Annotated in this window: 11 protein-coding genes; 5 read left to right on the forward strand and 6 right to left on the reverse strand. The window is 72.2% G+C overall.

Annotated elements, in window-relative coordinates; all coding sequences use genetic code 11:
• Positions 1-9: 9 nt before the first annotated feature.
• A complete protein-coding gene (locus tag ABZX96_RS21430) occupies positions 10-990 on the reverse strand; it encodes an alpha-ketoacid dehydrogenase subunit beta (protein ID WP_355546707.1) in 981 nt (326 codons plus the stop codon).
• Between the two features lie 2 nt (positions 991-992).
• A complete protein-coding gene (gene pdhA, locus ABZX96_RS21435; protein WP_355546709.1) occupies positions 993-2,177 on the reverse strand; it encodes a pyruvate dehydrogenase (acetyl-transferring) E1 component subunit alpha in 1,185 nt (394 codons plus the stop codon).
• Positions 2,178-2,504: 327 nt separating this feature from the next.
• Here pdhA and ABZX96_RS21440 point away from each other — a divergent pair, with 327 nt between their 5' ends.
• Positions 2,505-3,161 (forward strand): response regulator transcription factor, encoded by a 657-nt coding sequence (locus tag ABZX96_RS21440; protein ID WP_355546711.1) that lies wholly within the window; start codon positions 2,505-2,507, stop codon positions 3,159-3,161.
• 370 nt (positions 3,162-3,531) lie between these two features.
• Here ABZX96_RS21440 and ABZX96_RS21445 read toward each other — a convergent pair whose 3' ends face one another.
• A complete protein-coding gene (locus tag ABZX96_RS21445; RefSeq protein WP_355546713.1) occupies positions 3,532-3,705 on the reverse strand; it encodes a hypothetical protein in 174 nt (57 codons plus the stop codon).
• Positions 3,706-3,743: 38 nt separating this feature from the next.
• On the opposite strand from ABZX96_RS21445, the gene ABZX96_RS21450 reads away from it, so the two are divergent.
• From ABZX96_RS21450 to ABZX96_RS21460, 3 genes are all read left to right on the forward strand, one after another.
• On the forward strand, positions 3,744-4,076 hold the full coding sequence (locus ABZX96_RS21450) for a DUF4429 domain-containing protein (protein ID WP_355546715.1): 333 nt from the start codon (positions 3,744-3,746) through the stop codon (positions 4,074-4,076).
• A gap of 152 nt (positions 4,077-4,228) precedes the next feature.
• Entirely contained in the window at positions 4,229-4,651 is a 423-nt protein-coding gene (locus ABZX96_RS21455) for a pyridoxamine 5'-phosphate oxidase family protein (protein WP_355546717.1), read from the forward strand.
• 24 nt (positions 4,652-4,675) lie between these two features.
• Positions 4,676-5,722, forward strand: a complete 1,047-nt coding sequence (locus ABZX96_RS21460) for a phosphotransferase (RefSeq protein ID WP_355546719.1) — start codon at positions 4,676-4,678, stop codon at positions 5,720-5,722.
• Between the two features lie 395 nt (positions 5,723-6,117).
• Here the strand turns inward: ABZX96_RS21460 and ABZX96_RS21465 are convergent, their stop codons facing one another.
• Positions 6,118-7,740: a protein kinase gene (locus ABZX96_RS21465; RefSeq protein WP_355546721.1), complete on the reverse strand. Its 1,623-nt coding sequence runs from the start codon at positions 7,738-7,740 to the stop codon at positions 6,118-6,120.
• A 591-nt stretch (positions 7,741-8,331) separates the two neighbouring features.
• Between ABZX96_RS21465 and ABZX96_RS21470 the strand changes: the two genes are divergently transcribed.
• Positions 8,332-10,071, forward strand: a complete 1,740-nt coding sequence (locus ABZX96_RS21470; protein WP_355546723.1) for a protein kinase — start codon at positions 8,332-8,334, stop codon at positions 10,069-10,071.
• Between the two features lie 189 nt (positions 10,072-10,260).
• Here ABZX96_RS21470 and ABZX96_RS21475 read toward each other — a convergent pair whose 3' ends face one another.
• The gene (locus ABZX96_RS21475; RefSeq protein WP_355546725.1) at positions 10,261-10,824 is read right to left on the reverse strand and encodes a bacterial proteasome activator family protein; all 564 of its coding nucleotides are present in this window, start codon (positions 10,822-10,824) and stop codon (positions 10,261-10,263) included.
• A gap of 171 nt (positions 10,825-10,995) precedes the next feature.
• The gene (locus ABZX96_RS21480; RefSeq protein ID WP_355546727.1) at positions 10,996-11,832 is read right to left on the reverse strand and encodes a hypothetical protein; all 837 of its coding nucleotides are present in this window, start codon (positions 11,830-11,832) and stop codon (positions 10,996-10,998) included.
• Positions 11,833-11,989: the final 157 nt, after the last annotated feature.

Genomic DNA, 11,989 nt, shown 5'->3' on the forward strand with positions numbered 1-11,989 from the left:
CCTCAGGCCTCAGTACGCGAGCGCGCGGTCGACGGCGTCGAGCACCCGGTCCAGTCCGGGGAGGTACTCCTCCTCGACGCGGGACGGCGGGTAGGGCGAGTGGAACCCGCCGACGCGCAGTACGGGCGCCTCCAGGTGGTAGAAGCTGCGCTCGGTGATCCGCGCCGCGATCTCCGCGCCCGCGCCGAAGAACACCGGGGCCTCGTGGACGACGACCAGCCGGCCGGTCTTCTCGGCGGAGGCCTGGACGGTGTCGAAGTCGATGGGCGAGATGGAGCGCAGGTCCACGACCTCCAGGGAGCGGCCCTCCTCGGACGCCGCCGCGGCGGCGTCCAGGCACACCTTCACCATCGGGCCGTACGCCGCCAGCGTCAGGTCGCCGCCCTCGCGTACGACCTGGGCCTTGTGCAGCGGGGCGGGGATGGCCTGGGTGTCCACCTCGCCCTTGTCCCAGTAGCGGCGCTTGGGCTCGAAGAAGAGCACCGGGTCGTCGCTCTGGATGGCCTGCTGGAGCATCCAGTACGCGTCCGAGGCGTTCGCCGGGGAGACGCATTTGAGGCCCGCGACGTGCGCGAACAGCGCCTCGGGGGACTCGGAGTGGTGCTCGACGGCGCCGATGCCGCCGCCGTAGGGGATGCGGATGACGACGGGCAGTTTGACCTTGCCCAGCGCCCGGGCGTGCATCTTGGCGAGCTGGGTGACGATCTGGTCGTAGGCCGGGAAGACGAAGCCGTCGAACTGGATCTCGGCGACCGGGCGGTAGCCGCGCAGGGCCAGGCCGATGGCGGTGCCGATGATGCCGGACTCGGCGAGCGGCGTGTCGATCACGCGCTCCTCGCCGAAGTCCTTCTGGAGCCCGTCGGTGACGCGGAAGACGCCGCCGAGCTTGCCGACGTCCTCGCCCATGACGACGACCTTGGGGTCGGCCTCCATGGCCGTGCGGAGCGAGGCGGTGATCGCCTTGGAGAGAGGCATCTTGGTGACGGCCATGATCAGTTGCCCTCCTCGGCGAACGAAGCCTGGTACGCCGCGAACTGCGCGCGCTCCTCGTCGACGAGCGCGTGCCCGTCGGCGTAGATGTTGTCGAAGATCGACAGCGGGTCGGGGTCCTTCATCGACCGGATGACGTCTCGGGTGCGCTGCCCCAGCGCCTCGCTCTCCTCGTCCACGGCCGCGAAGAAGTCGGCGTCCGCCAGCTTCTCCGCCTCCAGGTAGGTGCGCAGCCGCGAGATCGGGTCCCGGGCCTCCCACGCCTGGCGCTCCTCGTCCCGGCGGTAGCGGGTGGGGTCGTCGGAGGTGGTGTGCGCGCCCATGCGGTAGGTGAACGCCTCGATGAACATCGGGCCCTCGCCGTTGCGGGCCCGCTCCAGGGCGGCGCGGGTGACGGCGAGGCAGGCCAGCACGTCGTTGCCGTCCACCCGGACGCCGGGGAAGCCGTAGCCCTGGGCGCGCTGGTAGAGCGGGACGCGGCTCTGCCGCTCGGTGGGCTCGGAGATGGCCCACTGGTTGTTCTGGCAGAAGAAGATCACCGGCGCGTTGTAGACGGCGGCGAAGGTGAACGCCTCGGCGACGTCGCCCTGGCTGGTGGCGCCGTCACCGAAGTAGGCGATGACGGCGGAGTCCGCGCCGTCCTTGGCGATGCCCATCGCGTACCCGGCGGCGTGCAGCGCCTGCGAGCCGATGACGATCGTGTAGAGGTGGAAGTTGTTCTCGTGCGGGTCCCAGCCGCCGTTGTTCACGCCGCGGAACATGCCCAGCAGCGTGGTCGGGTCCACGCCGCGACACCAGGCCACGCCGTGCTCGCGGTAGGTGGGGAAGACGTAGTCGTCGGGGCGGGTGGCCCGGCCGGAGCCGATCTGGGCCGCCTCCTGGCCGAGCAGCGAGGGCCACAGGCCCAGCTCGCCCTGGCGCTGGAGGGTCACCGCCTCGCCGTCGAACCGGCGGGTCAGCACCATGTCGCGGTAGAGGCCGCGCAGTTCCTCGGCGGTCAGGTCGATGGTGTACTCGGGGTGCTCGACCCGCTTGCCCTCGGGGGTCAGCAGCTGGACGGGCTGGTGCTGCTCGTCGGCTGAGGCCTTGGCGGTCTTCGCGGTCTTCGCCGACGAGGTCTTCTTCGCGGCGGCGCGCTTGCCTCCCGTGCGGGCGGTTTTCCGCGCGGCAGTGCTCTCCACGGTCACGTGTTGCTCCTCCGTCTGTCCGGCCCCCGGGGTCCGCCGGTGGCCGCAATGCGGCTCACCCGATTCCGATTCGGCGCACGGGGTGGGTGCGAACGCGTCCGGATCCGGGTGGAACAAAGCGTCCCGGAACAGTGGCCCGCTCTTCGCAAGATACCCACTGCCGGAGCCTAAGTGGAAACGGCCCTGACCTGCGATTTTGCTTGGATTTCCAAGTAAATCGCGAGAGTGGGAACAACTCCTGGTCACAGCGTTGCAGGCCGCCGGGACAACGGCACGTTATATCGGTTACCTGGAGCACGGGAAGACTTCGTATGTGAGACTGGGAAGGTGCCCGTAGACGGAAAAATCACTGTTTTCCTGCTGGATGACCATGAAGTCGTCCGGCGGGGCGTCCACGAAATGTTGACGGTCGAATCGGACATCGAGGTGGTCGGCGAGGCCGGTACGGCGGCGGACGCGCTGGTCAGGATCCCCGCGACGCGCCCCGACGTGGCCGTGCTGGACGTCCGGCTGCCGGACGGCAGCGGCGTGGAGGTGTGCCGCGAGATCCGTTCGCGGGACGAGAACATCAAATGCCTGATGCTCACCTCGTTCGCGGACGACGAGGCCCTTTTCGACGCGATCATGGCGGGTGCGTCCGGGTACGTCCTCAAGGCCATCCGCGGCAACGAACTGCTCTCCGCCGTGCGCGACGTCGCCGCCGGAAAGTCCCTGCTCGACCCGGTGGCCACCGCCCGCGTGCTGGAGCGGCTGCGGGCCGGCGGCAGCCGCGGCGACGACCGGCTCGCCCAGCTCACCGACCAGGAGCGCAGGATCCTGGACCTCATCGGCGAGGGCCTGACCAACCGCGCCATCGGCGCCCGCCTGCACCTCGCGGAAAAGACCATCAAGAATTACGTCTCCAGTTTGCTGTCCAAGCTCGGCATGGAACGGCGCTCGCAGGCGGCGGCGTATGTCGCCCGCCTGAAGGCGGAAAGGCGCTGAGAGGGGACGGCGGTGCGCGTGATGAAGAGAGGACTTACCCGGGCTTCCGAGGAACTCTTAGGTCTTCCTAGGACTTCCCCTCGGATCACCTCTCGGCCTCTTGGACTCCCGGACTCTTGGGCTCTTCGGTTCTTCGCTTCTCGGAAGAACCGAAGAGCCCTTTCTGTAACCACGGAATTCTTGGGAATGCAAGAGTCGTGCGGGAAGTGGGGGAGGGGATTCCGCCGGAGTGGGGGTGAAATGACCTGATGTCGGGTTGGGGTGAGGGTGGGGCTTGCGGACCCTGGATGGCCCGCAGGGCTTCCGAGTCGGCGGCGTCGAGGCACCTAGTGGGCACACCGCTCTCGGCACCCCCCATACGACGCGCCACTCAGGCGATGTGGCAGGCGCTCTCACACAAGGTCCCGGGCCGCGTCACCGACGGACCGAGGCTGATCGCCACCCACTCGATGACCTTGGCTCGGCGCAGCGTCTCCACCTCGGCCGTCGGAGAACGCAGAAGCTTCCCGTATCCCTTCTTTTCCATGCGGAACTGTGCTGCCATGTGCCACCAGGTCAACTCGAACGCGCGTGGGGGCAGGCATGGAGGTGCGAGGTGTACAGGGATCGATCCACTTCGACGACGGATGGATCACCATCGTGAAGAAGGCATTCGGGGAGCGGCCGGTGGAGCACCGGATCAGCGTGCGGGATGTCTCCGGCACCACGTTCAAGCCTGCCACGCGGCTGTTCCACGGCTATGTGCAGTTTCTGCTGCCCGGGGCGCTCGCCGCGCCCGAGAAGAAAGGGCTGGTGCTGGGCGGCCGTCCGCCCCAGGACGACCGCAACAGCCTGTCGATCCCCTACCGCTCCAATGACACTGCAGCCAAGCTCGTGGCTGCAGTGGAGGAGGCACGGGGGCGGCTCGGCCGGTGACTCTGCCGTCGGCGACATCGGCCCCCGTGTCGGCCCATATGTCGGCCGGTGGCCCTGTACCCGCCCCGTACCGCCGCATTCGGGACCAACGTCCCGTCCCCGTGGGGCGGGCGCCCCTACTTCGCTCCCGCGGGCCGGGAGAAGGTACTCCCATGGCCCCCGACGATCACCGCTGCCGCGCCCTGGACCTGCTCAGCCGCACCGCCTACGGCCGGGTCTCGGCCAGCCAGCGGGCGCTGCCCTTCACCACCGTCACCCGGCACCTGGTCGTGGACGGACGGCTGCTGCTGCGCCTGCACCGCGGGCACGGGTACCACCCGGCACTGGACGGCAGCGTCGTCGCGTACGAGGCCGACAACGTGCACGAGGCCGGCGCCGACACCTGGTCGGTGCAGTGCACCGGCACCGCCCGGCTGGCCGACCCCGGCCCCGCCGAGCTGGCCCGGTTCGGCCCGGCCCCGCGACTGGCGGACGGGGAGCCGTACGACGCGGTGCACTTGAGCGTCGAGCCGCTGCTCGTCAAGGTGCATCGCCTGCACGATGCCCCTGTGTTCCGATACGCGCACTCTGTGTGACCGTCGTCATCTAACATCTGGCGGGTGCCTGGCTCATCCGCCGTACGCGTACGGGAGACGCCGCCCGACGGCCGCTCCCTCGGTTCACTGCTGCGCCGTTACGAGCACGCCGGGGAGCCGCTGACGTGCGAGCCGGTCGCCGAGGGGCTCCTCAACCACGGCTACCGCCTCGCCACCACCCGCGGCCGGTTCTTCCTCAAGCACCATCTCGACGGGGACCGCGCCGCCATCGTCCGCCAGCACCGCGCCACGCTGCGGCTCGGCGCCCTCGGCCTGCCGGTCGCGCCGCCGCTGGCCGACGCCGACGGGCAGACGGTCGCGGTCATCGGCGGGCGCTGCTACGCGCTGCACCCCTGGGTCGAGGGCCGGCACCGCGACGGGGCCGCGCTCACCCGCGCCCAGTCGCGGCGGCTGGGGGCGCTCCTCGGGCTCGTCCACGTCGCGCTGGAGCAGGTGATAGCGGCCGATCCGGAGGCGCCCGGCCCGCCCTACGAGCACGCCTGCGCGGACCCGGCCCGCACCTTCACCGTCATCGAGGAACTGCTCGCCCTGGCCCGCGCCGCCCGTCCGCGCACCAGCTTCGACGAGCTCGCCGAACACCGCCTCCTGGAACGCCGCGGCCTCCTCGAACGCACCGCCCACCTCCGCCCGGCCGCCACCGCCGAACCCGTCACCGGCTGGGTGCACGGGGACTTCCACCCGCTCAACCTCCTCTACCGGGGCGCCGAGCCGGCCGCGATCGTCGACTGGGACCGGCTGGGCGTCCAGCCCCGCGCGGAGGAGGCGGTCCGCGCCGCCGCGATCTTCTTCGTCCGGCCCTCGGGGACGCTGGACCTCCCGAAGGTCCGCGCGTACGCCGCCGCCTACCGCCGCGCCGCCCGCGCCGGGGCGGCCGAGCTGGCGGCGGCGGTCCACCGGGTCTGGTGGGAGCGCCTGAACGACTTCTGGATGCTCACCTGGCGCTACCGCCGAGGCGACCGCCGCGCCGACCCCCAGTTCCCGGCCGCCGCCGCCCTCGTCGTCTGGTGGACCCGCGAGTACGAGGCGGTGCGGGAGGCGTTCACGGGGTGAGGGGGGCGGGTGGGGAGGGGGCGAGGGCCTCGGGGCGGTCGGTCGTCGCATTCGGTCACACGCGGTCAGCCACGGCACTTGGCTGCCGGGCGGTGGGCCGTCCGGTCCGGTTTCAGGGCGGTCGGCCGCGGCACTTGGCTGCCAGGCGGTCGGCCGCGCTATCCGGCTGCCGGGCGGTGGGCCGCGACATCCGGCTGTCGGGCGGTCGGCCGCGACATCCGGCTGTCGGGCGGTCGGCCGTCGATATCAAGCCCGTCCGGCGATTGAGGACAACGCCCCCGGCGTTCACCGGCACCCGAAAACGATCCCGCACCCGGACACACGGGCCCCGGAAACGCCAACGGGCGGCCCGCCCGCGAACCCGCGAGCCGGACCGCCCGTCAAAACCCTTCCGGTCAGCCTCCCTCGGTACCGGCGACGGTGCCGGTGCCACCCTGGCCACCGTCCCCACCGGTGTTCCCGCCCGTGTTCCCACCCGTCGGCGGCTTGTCACCCCCCGGGTCCGTCGTCGGATCCGTCGTCGGCTGGCCCGTCGGCGCCGTCGGCTGCCCCGTCGGCGCCGTCGGCTCCCCCGTCGGCTCCGTCGGCGGTGTCGTCGTCGGGTTCGTCCAGCGCGGCGACGGGCGGTAGGTGTACGACGGGCGGTGGGTGTACGTCCCCGAGCCGTCGTTGCCCGTGTTCCCGCCCGGCTGGGTCTCCGTCGACGCGGACGGCGACTCCGTGGGCGGCTCGGTGGTCTTCTCCTCCGCCGTCGCGGTGGGCGCCTTGGTCTTCTCCGGCTGCTTCTGCTCCTTGTCCGAGCCGAGCTGGTTGAACGCGACCGCCGCGCCCACCACGATCGCGATCACCGCGAGCGCCGCGAACAGCCAGATCCGGCCGCGTCCGCCGCCGCCCTTGCCCGGGCGCGGCCCGCCGTCGAAGCCGCCGTCACCGGCGCCCATGCCGGGCGGCAGTATCGGCTGCGCGGCGGTCTGGCCGTGGTCCGGGTGCGGCAGCGCGGTGGTGGCGGCCATGCCCATGGCCGGGGAGTGGCCGCGCTCGTGGGCGGCGACCGGGCCGGTGTCCCAGGTGCCGGTGTGGGCGCCCTGCTCGTGCAGCATCTGGAGGGCGTACTGGACCAGGCCGCGCATCTCCTCGGCGGTCTGGAACCGGTCGTCGGGGTCCTTGGCGAGCGCCCGCATCACCAGGCCGTCCAGCTCCGGCGGCACGCCCTGGGCGACCTCGGACGGCGGGATCGGCATGTCCTGGACGTGCTGGTAGACGACCGACAGCGGCGTCTCGCCGGTGAACGGGGGGCGCAGCGCGAGCAGTTCGTACAGCAGGCAGCCGGTGGCGTACAGGTCGGAGCGGGTGTCGACGGTCTTGCCGAGCGCCTGCTCGGGGGAGAGGTACTGGGGCGTGCCCATGACCATGCCGGTCTGCGTCATCGTGGAGGCCGCGCCGTGCAGCGCGCGGGCGATGCCGAAGTCCATCACCTTCACGGCGCCGTTGTTGGTGATGATGACGTTGGCGGGCTTGATGTCGCGGTGGACGATGCCGTGCTGGTGGCTGTAGGCCAGCGCCTCCAGGACGCCGGAGACGATGATCAGGGCCTGCTCGGGCGGCGGCGCGTCCGCGTTGAGCAGCAGGTCGCGGATGGTGCGGCCCTCGACCAGCTCCATGACGATGTAGGGCACGGTCTGGTGGCCGACGAGGTCCTCGCCGGAGTCGTACACCGCGACCACCGCGTGGTGGTTCAGGCCCGCGACGGACTGGGCCTCACGCGTGAAGCGGGCCTTGGACACCGGGTCCTCCGCCAGGTCCGCGCGCAGCAGCTTCACGGCGACCGTCCGGCCCAGGCGCACGTCCTCGGCGGCGAACACCTCGGCCATGCCGCCGCGGCCGAGCCGGTGCGTGAGCCGGTAGCGGCCGTCCCCGACCAGTCCGCCGTTGCCCCACATCTCCGGTGCGTCCGGGACGTTGGAGCCCCCCGCGGCGTCAGGATCGGACGGGCCCTGGGGGCTCTGCGTCGGTGCCATCGGTCCTCGCCGTCGAATCAGTTCCGCATTGCAGCGGTAAGGTCTCGGTCTTCGCTAGAGCACGCTACAGGCTCTGCGATGGCCTCTGGTCCCTGATGGACCGGCCGTCGGGCCTTCCCGTACCGAGTGTCGCAAGTGTCGCCTGTGAGGGGTGACGGAGCGCACGGGGGGCAGGGGCGGCGCCCGGTGGCGCGGCCCCGGCGCCTCATTGTGCCGAGAGATTGTGCCGAGCCCGTGACGGGATCTTGCACATCTGGTCACGGAACGGGCATCCGGCTTGACGTGTCACTGCCCTGGGGCAGACTTGGCCAGGAAATTCGGACACTGATCGGTTACTGATCGGAAAACCGGCCCGGAGAACGGTCTGGGATCGAGCCGAGACCGAGCCGGGAGGGGGCCGGGCACGGTCCGGAAGCGGCACGGGAACGGCCCGGAAGCGACCCGGGAACGGGCCCGGGACGGTCCGGGAGCCGATCCGTATCGGACCTCCGTCGGATCGCTCCGGCCCGCCATCGGATACTGATCACGACAGGTCTCCACCGAGTACGGGGCACAGCGCGCCGCGGCGCGCCTCAAGGGGGAAGCGGAACGATGAGCCAGGACGGCGCTCAGCAACACCACGAGGGCCGTTCGGTCGGCCACGGGCGCTACCAGCTCCGTGACCTCCTCGGCGCCGGCGGCATGGCCTCGGTGCACCTCGCGTACGACACCGTGCTGGACCGCGAGGTCGCGGTGAAGACGCTGCACACCGAGCTGGGTCGGGAGCCCGCCTTCCGCGAGCGGTTCCGGCGCGAGGCCCAGTCGGTGGCCAAGCTCGCGCACACCAACATCGTCTCGGTCTTCGACTCCGGCGAGGACGAGCTCGACGGCGCGATGGTGCCGTACATCGTCATGGAGTACGTCTCCGGCCAGCCGCTGCGCTCCGTGCTGGACGCCGACATCGCCGAGCACGGCGCGATGCCGGCGCAGAAGGCGCTGAAGATCGCCGGCGATGTGCTGGCGGCGCTGGAGGTCAGCCACGAGATGGGGCTGGTCCACCGCGACATCAAGCCCGGCAACGTGATGATCGCCGCCAAGCGCGACGTGGTGAAGGTCATGGACTTCGGCATCGCGCGGGCCATGCAGTCCGGCGTCACGTCCATGACGCAGACCGGCATGGTGGTCGGCACCCCGCAGTACCTCTCCCCCGAGCAGGCGCTCGGCCGCGGCGTGGACGCCCGCTCCGACCTGTACTCCGTCGGCATCCTGCTCTTCGAGCTGCTGACCGGGCAGCTCCCCTTCGACGCGGACTCCCCGCTGGCCATCGCGTACGCGCACGTGCAGGAGGAGCCGCCGGTCCCCTCCAGCATCAACCGCTCGCTGCCACCGGCCGTGGACGCCCTGGTGGCCCGCGCGCTGAAGAAGAACCCCAACGAACGGTTCCCGACCGCCGAGGCCATGCGGGACGAGTGCCTGCGGGTCGCGGGCTCCGCGTCGTCCGGCAGCACCCCGCTGATCATCAGCGAGGGGCCGCGGGCGCGCACCAGCGGCGCTTCGGTGTCCTCGGCGGTGTTCCCCTCCGCGCAGGGCGCCGCGCCGCGGACCCCGCCGCCGCCGAACGTGCAGACGCCCTACCAGCCCACGCAGGCGGCCCCGTCGTTCGGGCCGGGCCCGGCGGCCGGGCCGGCCACGCCGCCGCCCGCCAACGGCCCGTTCCCGCCCTCCACGCCGACTCCCGGACCCGCGCCCGCGCCGTTCGGCAACGGGTACCGGACGCCGCCGCCCTACACGACCCCGCCCCCGGCGCCCGCGCCCGCCCCGATCCCGACGGTGCCGGTCGGCGCGCCAGTCGGCGGGCCGGTCGGCGGGCCGGTCGGGGGGCCGCCCGGCGGCCGGTCGGGGAGCGGGAAGAGCAACACCTCGGTCATCGTCGCCTGCGCCGTGGTGGGCGTGATCGTCGTCACCGCCATCGCGCTCGTCATCGGCCTCAACACCGGGGGCGGCGGCGACAAGCCGCTCGTGAAGCCCACCACCACGTACACCGTGTCGCCGGGGGAGTCGGTCAGGCCCGAGGACAAGACGGCCACGGTCCCGCTCAGCAAGTGCACCCAAGCGGATCAGTACCGCCGGGACGACACCAGGGTCTACATGCCGTCGTTCTTCGGCAAGAACCTCGGCTCGGTGAAGAAGTGCCTGGAAGCGGCCGGCTGGAACTACACCGTCAAGGAGGTACCGGACTCGCTGTGGGAGAAGAACGCCGTCGTCAAGCAGTACCCGGAGGCCGTCGACCCGTTCGACCCGAAGGGCGGCGACATCATCGAGCTGACGGTGTCCAACGGCCGGAGGCCGTGAGCGGCTGAGACCGCCCACGGGCCGGTCGGCCCAACAGGCCGGTCAGCCCACGGGCCGGTCAGCCCGCGGCCCACGGCCCACGGTCTCCCGGGCGTCCGCCCGGCGGTCGTGTGCCGGTTCCGCCGAGTACGGGTACGAGCGAGGGCCCGGCGCGCGGGTGCGCGGCGGGCCCCTCCGGGTGTTCGCGGGTTACAGGTACGGGCCCGAGCGGGCGCCGCCGTGGCCAGGGCCCCCGTCGCTCTCCTCCGTCGGCACGGCGCCCGGCGGCAGGGCGCGGCGCATCTGCTCCAACTGGGCGCGGGCGGCCATCTGCTGGGCGAACAGCGCCGTCTGGATGCCGTGGAACAGTCCCTCCAGCCAGCCGACCAACTGGGCCTGGGCGATGCGCAGTTCCGCGTCCGTGGGCACCGACTCGTCGGTGAAGGGCAGGGACAGCCGTTCCAGTTCCTCGACCAGTTCGGGAGCCAGCCCGTCCTCCAGCTCCTTGACCGAGCTGGAGTGGATCTCCTTGAGCCGCACCCGGCTCGCCTCGTCCAGCGGGGCGGCCTTCACTTCCTCCAGCAACTGCTTGATCATGCTGCCGATGCGCATGACCTTCGCGGGCTGTTCGACCATGTCCGTCACGGGCACCTCGCGGGACTCGTCCTCACCGTCTCCGCCACCGGATCCGGTGGTGCCGAGAGCCATCCCGTCCGGGCCTACCACCAGGACGTGTGGGCTCTCCTGCGACCGTTCGTTCATCGGCATATCCATGCGGGCCATTCTCTCGTACAGCTGACTAGGAACGGTTGTGCCCCCGCACGCAGTTGATCCACCCTTCCGGCGGGACGCAATACGGGCCGTGCGGGTGGGAGCGCGGGGCACGAAGGGGCCGAGCGGGGCACGTCATCCCGGGTTGGCGAGCGGTGCGGCCGGGGCGGCGCTTCACCGGGTGCGGCGGCGCAGGCGGAGGCCGAAGTAGGCCAGGCCCAGGCCGGTGAGGGTCAGGCCGGCGCCCAAAGGGAGGACCCGGTGCACCCGGTTGGCGGAGCGCCCGAGCGCGTACGGACGGACGGCCCCGGTGTCGCGCGCCGCCGCGTGCTCCCTGGTCGGGCCGCGCGAAGGCGCGACGGAGGTTTGCAGCGGCGGCAGCGCCGCATACGGGCGCGGAGCCGGCCGGGCCGCACCGGCACCTGCACTGGCGCCGGGCCGCGGCGCCAAGGGGACGGAAGGCGGTCGCAGCGGGGGCGCGGCGAGGATCGTGGGGAGGGAGGGGGTGGGGGTGGGCGAAGGTCCCGGGTCGGGGGTGGGTGAGGCGGGCGGGGGTGCTTCGGCCAGGGGGCCTTGGTGGCCGGGACGGTCGGGGTGTCCGGGGCGTCCGGAGTGGGCGGACGGGCCGGGGGCGGGGGAGAGCGGGCCTCGTCCGGGGGGTGTCGGGGCGTCCGGCCCGTTCGAGGGGGACGGGTCCCCTGAGGGGGGAGACGGATCGCGGCGGCCGGGGTGGTGGCGGCCTTCTCCGGCGTGGTTTCCGGCGAGGGAGGTGTCGGGGTGCCCGTCGGCTTCGTCGTTCGCGTGGTGCCCGTCGTTCGCGTGGTGCCCGTCGTCCGCGTGCTCGTCGTGCGTGGGGGCGTCGTGCGTGGGGGCGATGACGGGGACGGGCGTCAGGGGAAGGCCCAACGCCGGGGCGGCCATCGCGGGGAGGGCGGCCGGGACGGGGAGCAGCGCCGCGGCGAGGATCGTCACCGCCGCGGCGCGCGAAGAGAGTCCCGCGCTGATGCCCATGACCCTCCCGTACCACTGCTCCGGCTCCCGGACCGGACCACCGGGGGCCTGCCCGCCCAGCGTCACACGGGGCGCCGGGCGCGGCATCCGGGGCGGGGCGGACGGGGGAGTCGGACGCGTGGCCTGTAGGCACGTGCCTGGAGGCACGTGCCTGGAG

Source organism: Streptomyces sp. NPDC003077, assembly GCF_040611095.1.
Taxonomy (GTDB): Bacteria; Actinomycetota; Actinomycetes; order Streptomycetales; family Streptomycetaceae; genus Streptomyces.